The sequence below is a fragment of the Microbulbifer maximicatervae (SeqCode) genome, assembly GCF_052466985.1.
The window spans coordinates 4,510,287-4,531,010 of sequence record NZ_CP174298.1; the positions used below are offsets into that span (position 1 = coordinate 4,510,287).

The following is a 20,724-nucleotide window of genomic DNA, read 5'->3' on the forward strand; positions in this document are numbered from 1 at the left end:
TTAGGACAAGGTACACTTTAACTTTTAATATCAGCGGCTACTGATGCTGGGTTACTTATTTCAATCTATATTTAGTGGTTAACAACAGTACACGGTAAGTCACCTATTGATTAACCTGTATGATTGGGATGGGGTGCAGGATTGATTGATTTATTTTATTCGGTAAGGGCAGTCATTATGCCAGCGGTGTCTATTGATCCTTTTACACAGGAGGTATAAGGCATAATCAATGGAAATGAATAGGTTGAAGTTATCACTGGTGGAGCTATCAAGAAGGAATAGTTGGTTCTATCCAGCAAGGATGATTACGATGACAAAAATATGGAGTCACTTTACTCACAATAAGTTGCATATAAATACATGCGATAAAAAGCTAATTAAATTCTATCGAGTTTAAGAATTGAACGCTATCAAAGGTACAGGGTGGGCTTGTTCAAAATAAATTGACTCTAGGGTGTGAAAAAATTACCTTTGCTTATCTTGAATCTTTCAAGAAAATTGTAAAAAAATCAGTGGCAAAGTCAAGTTTCGTGGCTATTTTACGCGATAAATGTTAATGGGTTTTTAGTTTGTCAACGCCTTTTTTTCACACTACTCGTTCTATTACATCAGATTCTATCCGTGCCTTGATTGCCGCTACTGCTCTAGGTACCTTACTTCTGGCGGCATGGGCTATATGGTTCTTCACGGTAGAAATTACAACTTATAGCGTAACTGAAGATGCGAGATTAGAGCAGGAACAAAATACTGTTCACGTAAGTACCCAGCGCGTTGGACGTGTTGTTCAAATTGAGGCAGAGCTTGGTGATACTTTAGAGCAGGGCGATGTACTAATTCGTCTTGATACGTCCGTACTTGATTTGAGCCTGCAGGGAGACAGCAAGATATCTGGAAGCTTGCGTGATCAACTTGAATCAGTTCAAAGGGAACGAGAGCTACTGGATAAAAAATTTGGTGAAGATGAGAAGGCTCTCAGTGATCAATTGAAGTTGTTGGAGCAACAGTACCACCTTCAAGTCAGTAATCAGAAAATTCAAGCGGATGTTGCCGATCGATATGAACGGCTGTTACAAAAACAGCAGAGTTCAGAGTTGGATTACCTTGCCGCAAAACGGACGTACCAACAAATGGCGATGGCAACCCTGAAAGTGCAGGCGGATATTCGCGCTTTGGAGGATCGTCGAGCACAGCTAATAAGTGAATATCAACTTGAAGTGAGCGCTTTAAAGCAGCGGCATCAAGATATTGATGGAAAGATTGCGGAAGTTGATACCCGTATTCAGCAAAGCCACCTTGCTGTGAGCGAACAGAACCTGCGTGCCCCAATTACCGGGGTGTTGGCTTCGCTGACAAAAATACGGGAAGGGGAAGTGTTGGTCGGCGGGCAGCAAGTTGCAACGATTCAAGCAGAAGGTGTTATTTCTATACAGGCATTTTTCCCACCCGCATTAGCATTGGGGCATATCCAGCCCGGGCAGAAGGCCCAAGTAAAATTGGATGGATTTTCCTGGGCCCGTTTTGGGCAATTGGAGGCCCGAGTAGAACGGGTCGCTAGTGCCGTCCAGCAAGGCAAAGTTCTTGTACAGCTATCCTTGCAAGGTGAGGCACCGCCCCATCTCCCTTTACTGCATGATTTACCGGCCAGGGTAGAAATTGCCACAGGCAAGAAAACACCATACCAACTGCTTCTACAAAGGACGGGTGAGATACTCTCGGCCAAAGCTCCCGCAGAGACCGTGGAAGAGGGAGCGTAGCAGTGAAAAACAAAAGACGCTGGTTAGTTCCTGAGGTAGTTCAGACCTCTAATATGGACTGTGGTCCGGCTTCCCTGAAGTGCTTGCTCGAAGGTTTTGGTGTAAATACACACTACGGCCATTTGCGCGATGCCTGCCAGACTGATGTAGATGGTACTTCGATAAATACCCTGGAAAAGATTGCGGTAGAGCTTGGGCTTGAAGCTGCCCAGATGGTGGTTCCCGTGGACCATCTCTTATTGAGTTCCACTGGCTACTTGCCAGGATTGGTTGTGGTACGGCTACCAAACGGTAACACTCATTTTGTCGTAGCCTGGAAAAATCATCGCGGTATTGTGCAGGTGATGGATCCCGCCAGTGGTAGGCGCTGGCCCAGCGCACGTCGCTTTTTGGATGAGTTGCATGTTCATACCGCACGGGTGCCCCCTCAGGGCTGGAGAAACTGGGCAGGTGGTGATGATTTTATTGCCCCGCTGAAAAAGCGTATTGCTCAGTTAAAGGTTGGCAATGAAGAGGCCACTGCACTCTGTGAAAAAGCGCTAAAGGATGAGAGTTGGCTCTCGTTGGCATTTCTCGATGCATCAGTTCGAATGCTCACCTCATTGGTTACGTCCGGGGCGATAAAGCGCGGAACTGAGGTCAGTGGTATGTTGCAGCGGCTGTCTGTTGAATTTACTACAGATACCACCCAAGCATTTTCTTTAGTACCAGAGAATTACTGGTGTGCTCGACCGTCCCGTCCCCGTGGAAGTGAGCCTGCAGAGACAATTGAACTTTCGCCGGAGCAGTTGGAGTTTAGTGGCGCGGTCATCGTGAGCGTAAAAGGGGTTCGCGATGTCAGTGAAGTTAAACCGAAATCGGAAGCGCTATCCAGGGCTTTGCGGGAGCCACCGGTTCAACCTCTCAGGCAGCTTTGGGGGGTGATGCGCGAAGATGGATTGATTGCGCCACTCACTATATTTATTGCTCTGCTCGGAGCGGTATTGGGGCTGATGTTCGAAGCCTTGCTTTTCCGTGGCCTGATTGATATCCACAGCGAGTTAGCCACAGAGATACAGCGAGCAGGCACGATTGCATTGCTGTTGGTCTTTATGATCACATTAATGCTATTGCAGTTTCCCGCAGCAAAAGTCCAAATGGTGGTTGGGCGCCGTTTGGAAAATCGTTTCCGCATACGGTTTTTAGCGGCCCTACCCAAAATACCTGATCATTTCTTTCAGAGCCGTCCCACCTCTGATACAGCCGAACGCTCACATCGTATTGCCGCCTTGAGAGATTTGCCTGTTCTCGGGACGAGTCTCATTTTTAAAATTTTCTCCCTATTCGCTACTGCACTCGGAATAATCTGGCTTGCTCCAGCTGCCGCTCCTTTGGTGCTAGTCATGTCGGTATTGCAAGTCGCTGTACCCTTGATGTTCCATCCAGTACTCACTGATTACAGTATGAGAGTACAAACTCATGCGGGAGCCCTGGCTCGCTTCTATATGGATGCGCTGCTGGGAGTTATTCCAATCCGTACGCACGGCGCCGGTGAGTCTGTACGGCGTGAGCATGAAAACCTGCTCACTGAATGGATAAGGGCTGGATACTCATCACTGAGTTTTCAGCTCAACAGCCAGGCGGTACAGCTGTTGATTAATTGTACCCTCAGTAGTGTATTGGTGATTTATTGTGTTAATGCACGAGGGGCAAGTCCCGATCTGCTTTTATTGATTTATTGGGTATTGGCACTGCCGCCGCTGGGTGAAGAAATTGCGGGACTGATGCGAAGTTATCCACGGCAACGGAATTTTTTACTGAGAGCCCTCGAACCGCTGCAAGCAGTCACTGAAACAGACACAGATAAAAGTTCCGCTGATAGTGTGGAATTTTCCCCGGCAAAGCCGGTGGGTATCAAGTTTGAGAATGTCACCGTTAATGCCAGCGGTCGCACTATTCTCGACAGGGTAAATCTGGAAATCAGCCCCGGTGAGCAAATTGCTGTGGTCGGAGCATCCGGCGCTGGCAAGTCGAGCCTTGCCGGATTATTGCTGGGGTGGCACAAACCCGCCAGTGGCCGTGTGATGCTCAATGGTGGAGAGTTGAAGGGAGAATTACTGCATCGTTTTCGCCTTCACTGTGCCTGGGTTGATCCCGCAATTCAGCTGTGGAATAGCAGCCTTCTGGAAAACTTGAGTTACGGCAATAAGCCCGGAGCTCCCCTTTACCCCATTTTACAGCAAGCGGATTTGCTCAAGCTGGTAGCAGCGTTACCGGAGGGGCTGCAAAGCCCGCTAGGCGAAAGTGGTGCCCTGGTCAGTGGTGGTGAAGGGCAGCGCGTACGTCTGGGACGCGCACTTGGCCGCGAGGAAACTGCTTGTGTGATTCTGGATGAACCGTTCAGGGGGCTTGATCGCCAACAGCGGCAGCGCCTGATGAACCGGGTGCGGGAGGTTTGGCAGGGGGTCACCCTGATCTGTATTACCCACGATATCAGTGAAACCCGGGACTTTCCTCGTGTTTTGGTCGTGGACGAGGGTTGCATTATTGAAGATGGTAAGCCCAGTGAGCTTCAAGCCCAGGGCGACACGCGCTATGCGCAGCTACTGGCAGCTGAAAGCAGTCTCTGGCAAGAGTGTTGGCAGAGTAGCAGTTGGCGTCACTTGCGCATGGCCAGCGGTCAATTGACAGAAGTACAAGGAGTTCCTGGGGCGACACCGGCCTCCCGGTTTACGGAGGTTGCCAGTGAGCAGTAAAGAATTAATGCCCTATTGCTGGCCAGTGTCGCAGCTGGAGGCCGCCTTACAAGCGTTGGCAAAATACAGCGGCTTGGAGCCTGAAGTAGCGGAGCACAAATCCCTTGGAAGCACCCTGGAGTTGAATGCCAGGTTGCAGGCAGGTGCTGAAGCTTTGGACTTGCAAGTGGAGCAGGTGAGTTGTAGCTACCCAGAGCTGGAAACCATGCTGTTGGGAGCCGCCCCGGCGCTATTGCGGGTTCGCTTTCCCGAGGGGGAATATTTTATCGCACTGTGTGGTGGCAGGGGGCATAAGTTACAGCTGCTCACACCGGCACTGCACCTGAAGAAAGTTTGCCTAGAGCTGGTTATTCAGCAGCTGGCTCGCGAGCTTGAAGGGCCCCAGCGCGAGCGTATCGAACAGTTGCTGGATAGTGCACACATTCAAGGGCGTCGGCGAAAGAAAGCCATGACTGCCCTGCTGCGAGAAAACCTTGCCGGCATACGCCTGGATGATTTCTGGTTGTTGCGTCAATCCTCTCACCGGTCTTTCCGCCTACAACTTCGCCAGCGCGGGTTGTATTGGCGCTTTGCCGCCATGCTTGCCTGTCACAGTGCCCAGATGGCTATTTTTCTGTGTAGCTGGTGGGTGATAGGTAGGGCTGTGCTCGAGGGCCATATTGATACGGGCTGGCTATCTGCCTGGGTATTGTTATTGGTGACTCAGGTTCCCCTATCCCTGCTCACAGCCAGGCTGCGAGGTGTGGTCTCCGTTGAGACCGGTGCACTCCTGAAGCAGCGATTGCTCGCCAGCGCGCTGCGCGTTATTCCCAGTCGTATTCGCCATATGGGGTCGGGTCAGGTATTGGGCAGGGTTTACGATGCGGAGAATATAGAAGCCAGTGCGTTACAGGGTGCCTTTTTATTATTGCTCGGCGTTGTAGAATTGTTAATTGCAGCCTCAATTTTGCTGATGGGAGCTGGTGGCCTTATCTATGCAGCAATTTTGCCCCTATTTTTAGCGGTTGCGTTTTTCCTGGGGCGGGCACAGTACTACGGCTGCAAAGAGTGGACAGCACAGCGCCTGTCAATGACCCACCGTTTAATTGAGAAAATGATCGGCCACCGCACCCGGCTCGCGCAGCAGGCACCCGGCGAGTGGCACCAGGGTGAAGACAGTGAGTTAAATGACTACCTGGAGAGTTCCTCTCGCATGGATAAGACCATGGTGCGTTTACAGGCTTTTTTGCCACGCCTATGGTTACTTTTGGGGATAGTGGGGCTGGCCCCAATATTTATTAGCGACAGTGCCAGTAGCACCCAACTCGCAATTGCCTTTGGAGGCATGTTGTTGGGGTATCGCGCAGTTTTAAAGTGTATGAATGGTTTTACCAGCGCCTTAAGTGCCGCAATTTCCTGGAAAAAAGTACGTGAACTGTTTTCCCTGGAAGATCGCCACTTAAGGGGCAGTGCGGGTTTGGCAATGGCCGCGTCGGCCGGCCAGCAGGATTCCTCGCAGCCGCTGTGTTATTTACGCGATATCCGTTTCACCTACGAGGGAAAAGATCAAGCAGTGTTGGCGGGATGCAACCTCAGCATTTATCCCGGCGACCGGCTTTTACTACAGGGCACTTCTGGTTCAGGGAAGTCCACATTGGCGAATGTTCTCACCGGCATCCAGAAACCGGATGATGGCCTGTTGCTGCTCAATGGCTACGACCGCGCAAGTATCGGTGCTGAACCTTGGCGCAGGATGGTCGCATCAGCTCCCCAGTTTCATGAAAATCATGTGTTGGGAGATTCATTTCTTTTTAATTTATTGATGGGAGACCAGTGGCCACCTCGCCAGGAGAGTCTGCGCAAGGCTTATGCAATTTGTGATGAGTTGGGATTGACCCCGCTATTGGAAAAAATGCCGGCGAGGATTTTACAAACGGTGGGCGAGATGGGGTGGAGGTTGTCCCATGGTGAGATGAGCCGTTTATTTATCGCCCGTGCGCTTTTGCAAAATGCTGAGTTAGTGGTGCTGGACGAGAGTTTTGCGGCACTCGATCCGGAGAATCTGCAGATGGCGATAGCCTGTGTGCAAAAAAATGCAAAAACCCTGATGGTGATTGCCCACCCATAAAGTAGTAAATTTTTCATGGGAATCATTTGTTTCCCGATTTACTTAAACAATTAAAGGAAGGGGATGTTTTATGTACCTTGAAACTGATATACAAACTGGGCATCATATTAAAATTAGTCAGATTCCCCAGAGCTAGATCATTAGCCTGAACTAGACATCTCGAAAACAGGTGTGTTGCAAAAGGCAGGGTTAGGTGTATAACAAAATTGAAACTCAGGCGTTTGTTCGTGCAGCCTTAACTCCAGGAGCATAAGTAAAGATTGCCATGGAGTATTTTACATCACGCTTGAATAAATAATCTCTCTGGTTTTTATTAAATAGATTGATTCGGCACTTGAAAAGATTTTATGAAGTTGAAACTTTGTAATCTATCTATAAGGCTTTCATCTCCTGTTTGCCCTGTGAGGACAAGTGAGATTAATTGCTCGACTAAATAGATTATCTCAAAGTATATCTGAGTTCACACTTTGTTATGCGTAGCATGATGAACCTTTAGCATCAAATTACCTAACTTATGTCGGCGAGAGTGGCGTAATGGCTCAACTAAAATAGGCACCCCGTCCGTTGATAACTATCCATTCTGACTTCTTGTCTCACTTGGCTTTCTTGCATTAGAGTTATTTTTCTGGGTGCTAAGTTGCTATTAGATAAGGTTTTTCTGCAAGTACTCTAGGCAAGATAGTATACAAAATAGCCTTTTTAGTGCTTTGGAGTGTAAAACCTACAGGGTGCCGTACCATCAGCAATGAGGTTTTAGGCTTCGTTTTAGCAGGGTAGACTAGAATTAATTAATTTCTCCTGGTTGTTGGTTAATTCAGATTTGAATAGGTTTATTATCATAAGTTTTTCTAAGTGACTGATGGAGGTTTGGTAAAACGACATCGACTCTGTAGGAATCCTAATTACGTACCATCGTGCCAAAGTGAGGGGCATGTTTTAATTCTTGAGGCCTTTGGCGCCCCTGTAGAATGAATTTGCCGCCTGCTTTTTTTAAGTTTGGTGGTTTCTATTTGGGGTTTTCAAATTCATTCGGTTTCGCAACTCATTTGGTGCGGAAACCAGTTGTTTTTTAACTAAGCTCTTTTATAAAATGTCGACAGGAAGCAGTATTTGTTGACTTCTCATTATCGCCGCAGCAAGTTGTCTATTGCTAAACCTGTTCGCTGAGTTAATCAGATTCTCTATGAGAATCCTTTTTAGTGTCTGGTAGCCAAGTGAGGGTGAATACTGGTTCTTTGTATCGGAGGTATGGGTCTCCGGTCTTCCCAAAGTGAAAATGGAGGTGTGCTATGCACGTTGAAACTGATATCAAAGCTGGTCCACAAGCAGTTGTAGATGCTGACCCGGAAGCTGCTAGCAATGCTAATAACAGTAATCAGTCCAGCAGTGACGGATCAAACTAGTTGAAGCTGTGAGGGGAGCTTTTTGCTTAAAATTTTTTACAGGTAAATGTTCCTCTCCTTAGATGTAAAGTGTATTTTCCTGCTTACGTAGCCATAATTATATTGATTTCATGGGTATCTCTATAGCGTGATAATCTACGTATGGAGTGATTTCCCTCTGTTGTCAAGAAACTTAATTAGATAATTGTATGGCTTTTTTAGTTGGTGGTTTTTTCAGGTGTCTTAACTTTTTGGTTAGAAAGCGTATTGCTAACCTGTACCATCGTGCAGCCATCAGTCCAATTCTTGCTGTTTTGGTTGAAAGTTTTTTCTGCTAAATTGGCTTGAGAATAATGATCATTTTTTGTGATCTTTTCCTCAAAAAATTTGAGTATTATTGGTGTGATGTAATGTAATCGCGTTAAGCTGTATTGTGTTTGACAGAGAGTAAGTCGAACCAAGTACCTAAGAGATTGAAATGATAAAGGAGACGCATAATGCATACTGAAACTGATATTCAGGCTGGTCCACAAGCGGTTGTTGAGCTTCCGCCTAACTGATCACAAATTTGAGATTGATTTAGATAGATCTCTTGATGCGGTAAAACGTATCGTGAGCCAGAGAATATATACAAAGCAGTCTCTGCTGCTTTTCTCTGGCTTTTTGCCTGACTAAGCATCTCTTTTTATTCTCTACTCTATTCGTTGACACTATTTTCCCTCTAGATAATATAAATCGATTTTCCTATGGAAATATCAATGTGACCTTTTCATAACATCATAACGATATTGAAGCCAGCTGGAATTGGGTAAGCTCTGTGGGAGTGTTTTTATTGGTTGCAGTTATGATCGAATATTCAGAGAAGATTTATACTTCGGGTTCCCATACCACCAGGGGAAAGTTGCTACCTGGGGGGCAGAAATCCTTATTTAGAAATACTCGCTTTAAAGGTGTGTTTGCCAGACCCAAGAACTAATGTTGATACAAACTCAGCGTTCTAAGCTTTGAATTTTTCGGTATTTTATTTAGCGCTTTCGAGAAAAAAGCCCGCTTAAGCGGGCTTTTTTTCTTTTAAAATCAAGTCTTAAGTTTCTTATAGTGCATTCGATGCGGTGTGGCATCTTCGCCTTTACGCTGCACAAAGTCCTCGTGGTACTCGGTGTAGTTACCTTCAAAGAAGACCGCTTCACTCTCACCCTCATAGGCGAGGATATGGGTGGCAACGCGGTCCAGGAACCAGCGATCGTGCGAGATTACCAGGGCGCAGCCGGGGAAGTTGAGCAGGGCTTCTTCCAGGGCGCGCAGGGTTTCGATATCCAGATCGTTGGAGGGTTCGTCCAGCAGCAGTACGTTGGCGCCCTGCTTGAGGGTATAGGCCAGGTGCAGGCGCCCGCGTTCACCGCCGGAGAGTTCGCCTACGCGCTTCTGCTGGTCACTGCCCTTGAAGTTAAAGCGGCCAACATAGTTGCGCGAGCCCACTTCGTAGTTGTTGATCTTGAGCATATCGTGGCCGTCTGAGATGGCCTCCCATACGGTCTTGCTGTCATCCAGATTTTCACGGCCCTGTTCAACGTAGGCGACCTTAACGGTTTCACCCATCTTGATTTCGCCGGAGTCCGGCTGCTCGGTGCCGCTGATCATACGGAACAGGGTGGACTTACCGGCACCGTTACCGCCGACGATACCTACAATTGCGCCCTTGGGCACGCGGAAAGACAGGTTGTCGATCAGCAGGCGCTCGCCGAAGCCTTTGCTCACATCTTTAAACTCAATCACATTGTCGCCGAGACGCTCGCCGGGCGGAATGTAGATTTCGTTGGTCTCGTTGCGGGCCTGGAAGTCCTGGGACTGCATTTCTTCAAGGCGGGACAAACGGGCCTTGTTCTTGGACTGACGGCCCTTGGGGTTTTGGCGGGCCCACTCGAGTTCCTTTTGCATGGCTTTGGCGCGGGCCTGTTCGCCGCGCTGCTCTTGCTCCAGGCGCTTTTCTTTCTGTTCCAGCCAAGTGGTGTAGTTACCTTCCCAGGGGATGCCGTGGCCGCGGTCCAGTTCCAGAATCCAGCCGGCAACATTGTCGAGGAAGTAGCGATCGTGGGTGATGGCAACCACAGTGCCGGTAAAATCGTGCAGGAAGCGCTCCAGCCAGAATACGGATTCCGCATCCAGGTGGTTGGTGGGTTCGTCGAGAAGCAGCATATCCGGGCGGGACAGCAGCAGGCGGCAAAGGGCCACACGGCGTTTTTCACCGCCGGACAGATTGTTTACGTCCGCATCCCAGGGCGGCAGGCGCAGGGCGTCTGCGGCAACTTCCAGGCGGTGCTCCAGGTTGTGGGCGTCCCAGGCCTGGATAATGTCTTCGAACTGTTGCTGTTTCTTGGCCAGGGCATCGAAGTCTGCTTCGGGCTCGGCGTAATCGGCGTAGACCTGTTCCAGGCCGGCGAGGGCGTCGATGGCTTCGCGTACACCGTCCTCTACGTTGCCGCGCACGGTCTTGCTGGCATCGAGTTGCGGTTCCTGGGGCAGGTAGCCGACCTTGATGCCGGGCATTGCGCGGGCTTCGCCGTTAAAGTCCTGGTCGACCCCGGCCATAATGCGCAGCAGGGTGGATTTACCTGCGCCGTTTAGACCAAGTACGCCGATCTTGGCGCCGGGGAAGAAGGAAAGGGAGATGTCCTTGAGGATCTCGCGCTTGGGGGGCACTACTTTGCCCACCCGGTTCATGGTGTATACGTATTCGGCCATTTGGGGTTCCGTAATGGGTGTTGGAATCGGTCAGATTTTGCGCGCAACTTATCAGTTTGCGTAAAAAGTGCAACCGGGCATCTCTTAGGTAGCCCGCTGTACTCGCGTGTGGCTGACGTCAAATGTGATCTGTGTTTAACTGCGACACTATCTAGTACAAGAGCTATAAGACGAATAAAAATGGATCAGGATTCCCCGGTGTTGTTTTCCCGGCGCGGCGCCCTGGCGATCGCGACGTTAAACCTCCCCAAGGCTCTCAATGCCTTAAATTCACCCATGATCGATCTGTTGTCGGCCCAGTTGGACCGCTGGGCTGAAGACACTGAAGTCGCGGCAGTCTGGATCGATGGCAGTGGCGACAAGGCGCTGTGCGCCGGCGGCGATGTGGTGGCGCTGTATCGGGAGTCCGCCGCCTATGGTGAGACACCGGACTACGGCTTCACCACCGACTTCTTCTCCCGCGAATATCGCCTGGACTACCAGATTCACACTTACGCCAAGCCCCTCGTGGTGTGGGGCGGTGGTTTCGTGATGGGGGGCGGTATCGGCATTATGGCGGGAGCCAGCCATCGGATTGTCACCGAAACCACGCGTATGGCAATGCCGGAGATTACGATTGGTTTGTTTCCCGATGTGGGGGGCAGCTGGTTCCTGAATCGTATGCCCGGGCGCCTTGGACTTTTCCTGGGGCTGACCGGTGCGCAGTTTAATGGCGCCGATGCCCTTTTTGCCGGTATGGCAGACCGCATGATAGGCCAGGACCAGCGGGAATCAGTCTTGTCTGCGTTAGCGGGGCTCAGTTTTGGTGAAAACCTGGAAGCCAATCACCAGTTAATTAGCAATTGCCTTAAATCCCAGGAACTGCCCCTTCTGGAGCGGCCTGAGTCTGCTCTACGAGAGCATTATGACCAAATCCAGCAGCTTACCGATTTTGCCACCTTGCCAGAGGTTTGTGCCGCCATCAGTGCATACCAGGGTGTGGATAAGTGGTTGCAGCGGGCAGCTGCCACTTTGGCAGGTGGCTCTCCGCTGACACCCTGGATTGTGTGGGAGCAATTACAGCGGGCTCGACACCTGTCCCTGGCGGATATCTACCGCATGGAGTTAGCACTCGCGGTAAACCTCTGTGCCAGTGGCCACTTCAAGGAAGGGGTGCGCGCGCTGTTGATTGATAAAGACCGCGAACCCCAGTGGCAACCTGACAGCTTGGAACAGATTACACCTGCGCAGGTGGAAAGCTGCTTTGAGGGACCCTGGGGCGGTGAGCACCCGCTGGCCGACCTGTAGATATCGTATTTACCGAGCGTCCCGGGCTGTTAATCGCCAGGGATACCAACAACAAAATAGGGAGTGGCTTTTATGGAAAAGATAGCCTTTTTTGGTTTGGGTAATATGGGTGGCCCCATGGCTGCCAACTTGGCGAAGGCCGGCTATACCGTAGCGGCATTTGATTTGAGCCCTGTTGCTCTGGAACAGGCACAGCGAGACGGCTGCCTGCCCTGTGACAGTGCTCAGCAGGCTGTTGAGGGCGCGGATATCGTAATTTCCATGCTGCCCAGTGGCGACGCGGTGAAAGGGCTCTACCTGGGAGAGGCTGGGTTGTTGCAGCAACTCCCGGCCGATACCCTGATTATCGACTGCTCGACTATCTCCGCGGAACATGCCTGCCTGGTCAGCCAGGCTGCCAGGGAGCATGGGTTGAGAGCGATAGATGCCCCGGTATCCGGTGGTACAGCTGCCGCACAGGCGGGGACGCTTTGCTTTATGTGCGGCGGGGATGAAGCGGCATTCGATGCAGCGCGGGCCCCGCTGCAGGTTATGGGCAGCAAGATATTCCTCGCCGGTGCTGCCGGTGCCGGGCAGGTGGCAAAGATTTGCAACAATCTGTTGCTCGCGATCCATATGACCGGTACCGCAGAAGCGTTACAGCTGGGAGTGGATAAGGGGCTGGATGCCAAGGTACTGAGCGATATTATGCGAGAAAGTTCGGGTAATAATTGGTCCCTGGCTAACTACAATCCCTACCCGGGCACTATGGAGAGTGTGCCTTCGGCAAAGGGCTATGCCGGCGGTTTCAGTGTGGCATTGATGCTCAAGGACCTGGGGTTGGCTATGGATGCCGCCTCAACCAGTGCATCTTCTACTCCGATGGGAGCTCTGGCGAAAAATCTTTTCCAACTGCATGGCGCCAGTGAGGAAAACCAGCAGTTGGATTTTTCCAGTATTCAGAATATGTTCCGGCGCCCGGCGGGTAGCCTTACTTAGCGCCTGTTTAAAGGCCTTGCACCACAGTCTGGCAATGTCGGCAGTGGTGCAGTTTTGGCCTGGTTTGTTTGCCCTTAATACTGTCATCTAAAGAAAAAATTTGCGGTAGTTCTCAATTTGGCAAGATCGTATCAAATACAGTTGAGTGCTCGGTTCCCTCGGACTTTCTGAGCCGCTATCTTCCCCGCCCCTTCCCGGAAACGGGTCTCCCTTAAACAGCGCAATTATCTTGCTGCTACACATTCCAATGGATTTTTTTCCAGGTAATTCGGCAGCTTGATTTGGATCAAGCAGCCTCAGGCAGCCAGCGAGTAACCTGTCCGCGACTTGTGATTGTGCCTGGAGGGGGGCCCTTCCTGAGTCGGGAAAAATGCCTAATCGCTTTATGGAGAAGTTAATGAATCGTATAACTGCTTGTGCGACAGCCGCTTTGACCGCCGTACTTTCTGCACCCGCACTGGCCTATGAACAAGGCAGTTTAATTCTGCGCGGTGGCATGGCCACTGTAGCACCCGATGCTAATTCCAGCGTACTTTCCTTGAATGGAACCGGCATCGACCAAACTGGTGTTGATGTGGATAACGGTTCCGCACTGGGCCTGACCGGCGTCTACATGTTCCGCGATCATTGGGGTTTGGAACTGGTTGCCGCAACGCCGTTCAGCCACGATATCGAAGTTGTTGGCGAGGGCCTGGGCAGTTTCAACCTGGGGGAAACCAAGCACTTGCCGCCGACTCTGTTGGTTCAATGGTATCCGATGGAGCCACAGTCCAACATTCAGCCGTATGTTGGCCTGGGTGTGAACTACACCGCTTTCTTTGATGAAGAAATCAGTAGCACCGCCGATAGCGCTTTCGAAGGCCTTGGCGCCACCGGTGATGCAGAACTGTCCCTGGACAATTCATTTGGCCTGGCAGCAGAAGCCGGTATCGATTTTACCTTCGGTGCCGATCAACGCTGGCTGTTCAATATGTCTGTGTTCTGGATGGACATCGAGACCGACGCCAAAGTCAAAGTACCTGGCCTGGGTGAAGTGACTGCCAATGTGGATATTGATCCGCTGGTTTACATGGCTGGTCTGGGCTACCGCTTCTAAAAGGTAGCAATAAATAGGTCTGGGGTAGAGCAGTCACTGTGGTTTTCTGGTCGAAGACCCGGTGGCTGCTTTTTTGTTTGTGTCGGATTTCCAAGCAAACTACCGAACGAGGTGTGAATGAATATGAAGCAAGAGATTAAAAGCCCCGTGGGAGGGTTGTCTGAAGAACTCTTATCCCGTTATAGCGGACCCTGCCCGCGCTACACCTCGTATCCTACCGCCGATCGTTTTCACACATTAAATGGAATTGAGCCCTGGGCAGCACTGCAGGATATTCGCAGCTTGTCCCTTTATGTTCATATTCCTTTTTGCCGTTCTCTCTGTTACTTCTGCGCTTGTAATAAAGTAATCACTCACCAGTATGGATTGGCTTCCAGTTATCTGGATCACTTGCTGCAGGAAGCCCAGTGGTACCGGGATAAGGTGGCTGATGTCCCCGTTACCCAATTGCACTTGGGCGGTGGTACGCCGACATTCTTGAGTGATAGTGATATGCGTCGCTTAATGGGAGGGCTGGCTGAAGTTTTTGATTTGCGCCCAGGCGACGGGGTTGAATACAGTATTGAGGCCGATCCACGTACCCTTGAGTTAGAGACCCTGGATACCCTGCGAGAACTGGGTTTTAACCGCTTGAGCCTGGGGGTGCAGGATTTCGATATCGAAGTTCAGCGTTCAATCAATCGTATCTGCAGCGCCGACCAAGTCACGGAGTTGACCGTAGCGGCGCGTGAGCGCGGGTTTGAGTCCATTTCCTACGACCTGATTTACGGACTACCCAAGCAGGGGCTGAGCAGCCTGCACCGCACTTTGGATAAAGTGCTGGAGCTGCAACCGGACCGCATCGCTCTTTATCACTATGCACACCTGCCACACCGATTTAAGGCCCAGCGCCTGATTGATACGGATTTAATCCCTTCTGCCGCAGAAAAAGTGGCGATGCAGCTGGCGGCTGTAGAGCACCTGGGTAAGGCGGGGTATGAATTTTTGGGGATGGATCACTTTGCCCGTCCTGGGGATGAACTGGCTAAGGCAGCCCATGCCGGTATGCTGCAGCGCAATTTCCAGGGTTACACCCTAATGCCGGCAGATGCTTTGGTCGGTCTGGGGGCATCGGCGATCAGCTACAGTCGCGATGGCTACTGGCAAAATTTACATCGCTTAAAAGAATATACTCAGGCGATTGGAGAAGGGAAATCTGCAGCCTGCCGCGGCTGGTTAATGGATGATGAAGATCGTTTGCGCCAGTGGATTATTAGTGAATTAATGTGTCGTTTGCGCCTGGATAAAAACCTTGTTGAACAGCGTATAGGTGCTTCCTTTGAGGAGTATTTCTCTGAGGAATTAGCGCGCTTACAGCCTATGTTTGACGATGGTCTAATTTATCAGGATAACGAAAATATTATTGTTACCGAGGAAGGCCGCTGGTTCGTGAGAAATGTTGCCGCTGCATTTGATATGTATTTGCACAGTCAAGAAACAGATGCGAAATATTCACGTGTTCTATAGCTACCGGCAGGAGACTAACGGCTCGACAGCCGTTACAATTGCGGCAAATTAGTTTACCGACCGGTTTAGTATGATGGATTCCTCTACAGCTGTTAGTTGCGGCAACTGTTCAGTCAGGCGTTTGTGCTTGCCAGCTGGTTTGTGTCAGTCTGATATTGATCGGCTAGAGCAGATCACGCGTCGAAAGAAAATAATTAAAGCGGGGGAGACCCTTTACCGAGCTGGCGATCCATTTGCCAATCTCTATGCAATTCGCTCAGGCAGTTTTAAAACTGTGGTGATTGCCGCAGATGGTGACACTCAGGTCACCCACTTCGCTTTACCTGGGGAACTGCTCGGTCTGGATGCCTACAGTACTCGGGTACATCCGAGTTATGCGGAAGCATTGGAAGACAGCAGTGTTTGCCTGCTGCCTTTTACTCAACTGGAAATTTTGGCCCAGCAGGTGACAGCCCTGCAGCAGCAGATTTACAGCATTTTTTCTGAAGAGTTGCGCCAGGAAAACGATATTTTAATGTTGTTGGGCAAGCGCTCTGCCGATACTCGTTTGGCGGCTCTTCTGATTAATATTTCCAGCCGTTACGCTCGCCGTGGATACTCTCACAGTGCGTTTGTTTTATCGATGCCGCGCACTGATATCGCCAATTATTTGGGTTTGACAGCGGAAACTGTCAGCCGGCTTTTCTCGCGTTTTCAGCGAGAAAAATTAATTAAGGTGAGTGGCCGATCAGTTGAGATTATTAATTTAATTGAACTCAGTGAGCTAGCGGGTACTCACTGCGGATATGATGAAGACTGAATTTTGAAATAGTGTCCTGGCTTTATGATCAGTCAGGACACTATCCAATCCACTAAACTTCAGCAACCGTTTCGATTGCTGATATTGCCTCCGCCCACTTTTCTTTATCTGCCTCTGAAATGTAGCTCGCTTTAAAACTATTCAGGGCCAGTTTTTTCGCCTGCTCTTTAGTCATGCCCAGACTTTCGCTAAGGGCCAGATAATTTTTATTAACGTAACCGCCAAAGTAAGCCGGATCATCTGCATTAACAGTGACACACAGGCCGCGCTCGAGGAGTGACAAAATGGGGTGTTGGTTCATATTGTCGTACACACAGAGTGCGGTATTGGAGAGCGGGCAAACGGTCAGGGGGATATTTTCCGCTTTCAGGCGCTCAATTAGTGCTTCGTCCTCAACGCAGCGAACCCCATGGTCGATTCGGCTCACGTCCAGAAGATCGAGAGCCTCTACGATATAATCGGCAGGCCCCTCTTCACCAGCGTGGGCAACTCTCTCAAGCTCTAGCTCTTTGGCCATAGCAAATACTTTCTGAAATTTGCTGGGTGGATGACCCAGCTCAGAAGAGTCCAGCCCTACACCTTTTATTAAGTTGAGGTATGGTTTTGCCGCTTCCAAGGTGGCAATTGCTTCCTCTTCACTCAGGTGGCGTAAGAAGCACAAAATAAGGTGACTACTTATTCCCCACTCATTTCTTGCATCATCAAGAGCGCTGTTAATACCCTTGATAACCACACCGATATCAATGCCCCTCTCTGTATGGGTTTGGGGGTCAAAGAAGATCTCTGTGTGGACAACATTGTCTTCACGACAGCGCTTGAGATAAGCCATGGTCAGATCATAAAAATCCCGCTCATGGATCAGGACCGAAGCGCCTTGATAATAAATATCGAGGAAGGACTGTAAATTATGAAATTTATAGGCTGCTTTAATTTCCTCAATACTGGAAAAGGGAATTTCAATATTGTTGCGCTTGCTCAACTCGAACATTAGCTCCGGTTCCAGTGAACCCTCGATATGGAGATGAAGCTCGGCTTTTGGCAGTGCTTTCAAAAAGTTCAAATCGGCAATGGACATAGAAATACCTTGTTGCGGGACTACCTGTGAACGTGAATGCGCCGGAGGCTATCCAACATTCCGACTCACAGAAACTGTCTGGGCTATAGAAGGGCGCTAATGGTATCAGGTTACGCCCTCTGAGAATAAAGCTGGCGGAGCTTATTTTACGGCTTATTCTGACTCGCCAGCCCTATTGTTTAGCTGCAGCCAGATTAATTGCCAAAAATACACCGATCGGTTTACTTAATGCCATTCATGTGTATACTGCACTGAGTAGTTTACATTTTGAGATTGATTAACGGATACTGAGGATAGAGCAATGAGTAAGGTTGCCTTGATTACCGGGACCTCCACAGGGCTGGGGCAGAGTCTGGCGCTGCAAATGGCTAAGCAGGGGTTTAGGGTCTTTGCCACCATGCGAGATCTCTCCAAGGCCGACCAGCTGATAAATGCGGCTCCTCAGGGGGCGGCTCTCGAAGTGATGGAATTGGATGTAACAGATTCTGACAGTATTCAGAACTGCGTAGATACTATTATCCGGGATGCTGGGCGTATCGATTTATTGATCAACAATGCTGGCGCTGGTTTTGTAAAGACCACTGAACACGCCAGCGAAGAAGAGATACGTTGGGTGACGGATGTGAACTACCTCGGTGTAGTTCGTTGCACTAAAGCAGTTTTACCCTATATGCGCGAAGCTCGCAGTGGACACGTTATCAATATTTCGTCAGTGGGTGGGCTAGTTGGGCAGCCGTTCAATGAGCTGTATTGTGCGGCAAAGTTTGCTGTTGAGGGTTATACAGAGGCCCTGGCAAGTTATATAACCCCTGCCTTTAATATTAATTTTACCGCTGTCGAGCCCGGTGGAATCCACTCAGAGTTTGCCAATAATGTGCTTTCGCAGTTGGAGCGGAGCCAGGGGTATCCCGAAGATGAATACCAGGGGGTCTTCAATCAGTATATTGGTGGTATGAGGTCGCGAAGCCCAGAGCAGACAGCTGAGATATACCAGACATCTGACCAAGTAGCCGAAGTGGTTTTACAAGTGATACAGGCTGAGGAGCCACCTATTCGGGTCAGAACATCCAATTGGGCCAATGAACTTTGCAATTTTAAGAGCGGCTTGGATCAGGATGGCAAAAAACAGCAACGAATGGTAATCGAAAACTTTTTACCTGAGTTTTAATCTTTTAACTTTTAAAGAAATATAAAAGTTGTTTTTAATATGAAACTATCTTTTAACTTTACGAATTTAGCACATAGGGCAAGTTACTAACTACCATGTGTGTCGCTTAGTATTATGGAGTGTGTTTACCAGGACAAGCCGGTTACGAAAAAGTCAAAAAGCTGATTCATGGCCGGTAATAGTATTACTGTCAGTAAAAGAATTTGGTTGCCTAGCTATGACCAAGTCAGCGCAGGCCGTAAGTTGTAGTAACTGTTCAGTCAGGCGTTTGTGCTTGCCTGCAGGGCTGGTGCAGGCAGATATTGACCGGCTTGAACGTGTTACCCGCAAGAAAAAGGTAATTAAAGCGGGTGAAACCTTGTATCGAGCAGGTGACCCTTTCCAAAATCTCTATGCGATTCGCTCTGGAAGTGTCAAAACGGTAGTCATTGGTGCAGATGGGAATATCCAGGTAACACATTTCGCCCTTCCTGGTGAGCTGTTGGGGCTCGATGCTTATAGTAGTCGGGTTCACCCCAGTTATGCGGAGGCACTGGAAGATAGCAGTGTGTGCTTGTTGCCATTTGACCAACTGGAAACCTTAGCTCAGGAAGTTCCAGCATTGCAGCAGCAAATCTATAGTATTTTTTCCGAAGAGTTGCGGCAGGAAAATGAAATCTTAATGTTGTTGGGAAAGCGTGCTGCTGATGCTCGCTTAGCGGCATTGTTGATTAATATTTCCAGTCGCTATGCATGTCGTGGTTACTCCCCCCGTGAATTTGTACTCTCTATGCCGAGAACGGACATCGCCAATTACTTGGGGTTAACAGCGGAGACGGTGAGCCGTTTATTTTCGCGTTTTCAGCGAGATGGACTGGTGAATGTTAGTGGTCGAATGGTTGAAATCCTTGACTTGTTGGCGTTGAGTGAACTGGCCGGAACCCATTGCGGCTACGACTGATATCGGTAAAGGTTTTTCACTTTTCCAATTGATTTTCTGGAACCTATCGCTTCTTTTTTATATCGGCTATTGAGCATGTTGGCGCATAAAGCCTCCTAATTTTAATTTTTATTCCTTGTCTATTTCGGCAGTATCTGGGTCATTTTAGCCAGAATAGCTGCGAATACTGCCGCCCCAAAAGGGTACGATGGTTCTAATTGAGTGCCGCTATTTTAGAAGTGTTTTCTTTTCTCCTTTGTTTAAGAGGGTTTGGCTGTATAGCTTGGATATTTGTAGTTCTCTTGCCTGGTATTTTTTGTATTTCACACCTCTAGCAAATATCCAATAAGCCATAGTAGCCTTTGTCACAGAGCGCTAGTCAGTAAGCCTCAGAAAAATAAGAAGTGAGAGGAAGGGAAGTATGCCTGTCAGAGAATTTGATCTAGTTAAGATTTTTGCAGCGGAAGGAACACAAGTGGGAGATGCTCCCAATCTGGTAATTTCTGCTCACGGTGCAACAACCAAGCAAATTTTTTATCCCAAAGGGCATGGAGGGGATAACCTCTTTTTCTTTTCTCCCCATGGTTACTCTCTAAATGATCCAGGTATTGGTAGCGTCTTGAGTGGCAATGCCAAATATCATGAGTGGGTTGGTAAGGGAAAGGTTTGTCATAACTATACCCTGAGCAAATATCAGGGGTATCATGGGTCAACAACCGGTCAGATTCTAGGCCGCGTTACTCGCCATTTTATTAAAGGTGAGAGCTATGCCGATGTGCAAAAGGCTGTAGATAATGCCCATGAGCACAATGAGAGGGTGCGAAATCTGGATCCCAATAATCCCATGCATCAACCTTATATTAAGAAAGGGGTTAAGCCGGTAATGTCGGCGGACTTATTGACTATTCGCAATAGAGTAAAAATGGATAACCCCACCTTAGTGGATGTTCTAAACATTCTGCATAGAAATAATCTGCACTATGAAAATATCTATTGTTCTTTTTGTCGAAGCGAAGTGAGTTTTAGCAATATCCTTATTGGAACTCCATCCTGGGACAGCAAAATGCAGCGACCAACCACCTAAACGGTGTCTTTTAACTTCGTATTCAATTCTTAAGTAGAGAGAAGATGGTGCCCGTTAAGCTAGAAATGTGAATGCATTTTTATTATGGGTCA

Annotated in this window: 13 protein-coding genes; 11 read left to right on the plus strand and 2 right to left on the minus strand. The window is 49.2% G+C overall.

The annotated features are described in order from the left end of the window. Positions 1–569: 569 nt before the first annotated feature. The 3 genes from ACJJI3_RS19910 to ACJJI3_RS19920 are packed head-to-tail and all read left to right on the plus strand — an operon-like array spanning position 570 to position 6,596. Positions 570–1,754 carry an HlyD family secretion protein gene (locus tag ACJJI3_RS19910; protein ID WP_444940699.1) on the plus strand — a complete coding sequence of 395 codons (1,185 nt, stop codon included), beginning with the start codon at positions 570–572 and terminating at the stop codon, positions 1,752–1,754. Positions 1,755–1,756: 2 nt separating this feature from the next. Then, positions 1,757–4,489, plus strand: a complete 2,733-nt coding sequence (locus ACJJI3_RS19915; RefSeq protein ID WP_444940700.1) for an ATP-binding cassette domain-containing protein — start codon at positions 1,757–1,759, stop codon at positions 4,487–4,489. Next, a complete protein-coding gene (locus ACJJI3_RS19920; RefSeq protein WP_444940701.1) occupies positions 4,479–6,596 on the plus strand; it encodes an ATP-binding cassette domain-containing protein in 2,118 nt (705 codons plus the stop codon). The genes ACJJI3_RS19915 and ACJJI3_RS19920 overlap by 11 nt, the downstream gene beginning before the upstream one ends. A gap of 2,459 nt (positions 6,597–9,055) precedes the next feature. Here the strand turns inward: ACJJI3_RS19920 and ettA are convergent. Then, complete coding sequence (ettA, locus tag ACJJI3_RS19925; protein ID WP_444940702.1) at positions 9,056–10,720, minus strand: energy-dependent translational throttle protein EttA; 1,665 nt, start codon at positions 10,718–10,720, stop codon at positions 9,056–9,058. A 180-nt stretch (positions 10,721–10,900) separates the two neighbouring features. Between ettA and ACJJI3_RS19930 the strand changes: the two genes are divergently transcribed. The 5 genes from ACJJI3_RS19930 (at position 10,901) to fnr (ACJJI3_RS19950) (ending at position 16,386) form a co-directional block, all read left to right on the plus strand. Further along, positions 10,901–12,007, plus strand: a complete 1,107-nt coding sequence (locus ACJJI3_RS19930) for an enoyl-CoA hydratase/isomerase family protein (protein WP_444940703.1) — start codon at positions 10,901–10,903, stop codon at positions 12,005–12,007. A gap of 72 nt (positions 12,008–12,079) precedes the next feature. Beyond that, the gene (gene mmsB / locus ACJJI3_RS19935; RefSeq protein ID WP_444940704.1) at positions 12,080–12,985 is read left to right on the plus strand and encodes a 3-hydroxyisobutyrate dehydrogenase; all 906 of its coding nucleotides are present in this window, start codon (positions 12,080–12,082) and stop codon (positions 12,983–12,985) included. Between the two features lie 397 nt (positions 12,986–13,382). Then, the gene (locus ACJJI3_RS19940; protein WP_444896042.1) at positions 13,383–14,081 is read left to right on the plus strand and encodes an OmpW/AlkL family protein; all 699 of its coding nucleotides are present in this window, start codon (positions 13,383–13,385) and stop codon (positions 14,079–14,081) included. Between the two features lie 123 nt (positions 14,082–14,204). After that, a complete protein-coding gene (gene hemN, locus ACJJI3_RS19945; RefSeq protein WP_444907212.1) occupies positions 14,205–15,587 on the plus strand; it encodes an oxygen-independent coproporphyrinogen III oxidase in 1,383 nt (460 codons plus the stop codon). 73 nt (positions 15,588–15,660) lie between these two features. Beyond that, positions 15,661–16,386, plus strand: coding sequence for a fumarate/nitrate reduction transcriptional regulator Fnr (fnr, locus tag ACJJI3_RS19950; RefSeq protein WP_444916193.1), 726 nt, complete (start codon positions 15,661–15,663; stop codon positions 16,384–16,386). A 52-nt stretch (positions 16,387–16,438) separates the two neighbouring features. Here fnr (ACJJI3_RS19950) and ACJJI3_RS19955 read toward each other — a convergent pair whose 3' ends face one another. After that, entirely contained in the window at positions 16,439–17,461 is a 1,023-nt protein-coding gene (locus ACJJI3_RS19955) for an adenosine deaminase (protein WP_444940705.1), read from the minus strand. 301 nt (positions 17,462–17,762) lie between these two features. On the opposite strand from ACJJI3_RS19955, the gene ACJJI3_RS19960 reads away from it, so the two are divergent. From ACJJI3_RS19960 to ACJJI3_RS19970, 3 genes are all read left to right on the plus strand, one after another. After that, complete coding sequence (locus tag ACJJI3_RS19960) at positions 17,763–18,629, plus strand: SDR family oxidoreductase (RefSeq protein ID WP_444940706.1); 867 nt, start codon at positions 17,763–17,765, stop codon at positions 18,627–18,629. Between the two features lie 217 nt (positions 18,630–18,846). Further along, entirely contained in the window at positions 18,847–19,569 is a 723-nt protein-coding gene (fnr, locus tag ACJJI3_RS19965) for a fumarate/nitrate reduction transcriptional regulator Fnr (protein ID WP_444896046.1), read from the plus strand. 400 nt (positions 19,570–19,969) lie between these two features. Continuing rightward, complete coding sequence (locus ACJJI3_RS19970; RefSeq protein WP_444907215.1) at positions 19,970–20,632, plus strand: putative adhesin; 663 nt, start codon at positions 19,970–19,972, stop codon at positions 20,630–20,632. Positions 20,633–20,724: the final 92 nt, after the last annotated feature.

Excerpts from the sequence above, each read along its gene's own strand:
- ettA (WP_444940702.1), bottom strand. The coding sequence starts at position 10,720 with ATGGCCGAATACGTATACACCATGAACCGGGTGGGCAAAGTAGTGCCC.
- ACJJI3_RS19930 (WP_444940703.1), top strand. The coding sequence starts at position 10,901 with ATGGATCAGGATTCCCCGGTGTTGTTTTCCCGGCGCGGCGCCCTGGCG.
- mmsB (WP_444940704.1), top strand. The coding sequence starts at position 12,080 with ATGGAAAAGATAGCCTTTTTTGGTTTGGGTAATATGGGTGGCCCCATG.
- ACJJI3_RS19940 (WP_444896042.1), top strand. The coding sequence starts at position 13,383 with ATGAATCGTATAACTGCTTGTGCGACAGCCGCTTTGACCGCCGTACTT.
- hemN (WP_444907212.1), top strand. The coding sequence starts at position 14,205 with ATGAAGCAAGAGATTAAAAGCCCCGTGGGAGGGTTGTCTGAAGAACTC.
- fnr (WP_444916193.1), top strand. The coding sequence starts at position 15,661 with ATGGATTCCTCTACAGCTGTTAGTTGCGGCAACTGTTCAGTCAGGCGT.
- ACJJI3_RS19955 (WP_444940705.1), bottom strand. The coding sequence starts at position 17,461 with ATGTCCATTGCCGATTTGAACTTTTTGAAAGCACTGCCAAAAGCCGAG.
- ACJJI3_RS19960 (WP_444940706.1), top strand. The coding sequence starts at position 17,763 with ATGAGTAAGGTTGCCTTGATTACCGGGACCTCCACAGGGCTGGGGCAG.
- fnr (WP_444896046.1), top strand. The coding sequence starts at position 18,847 with ATGACCAAGTCAGCGCAGGCCGTAAGTTGTAGTAACTGTTCAGTCAGG.
- ACJJI3_RS19970 (WP_444907215.1), top strand. The coding sequence starts at position 19,970 with ATGCCTGTCAGAGAATTTGATCTAGTTAAGATTTTTGCAGCGGAAGGA.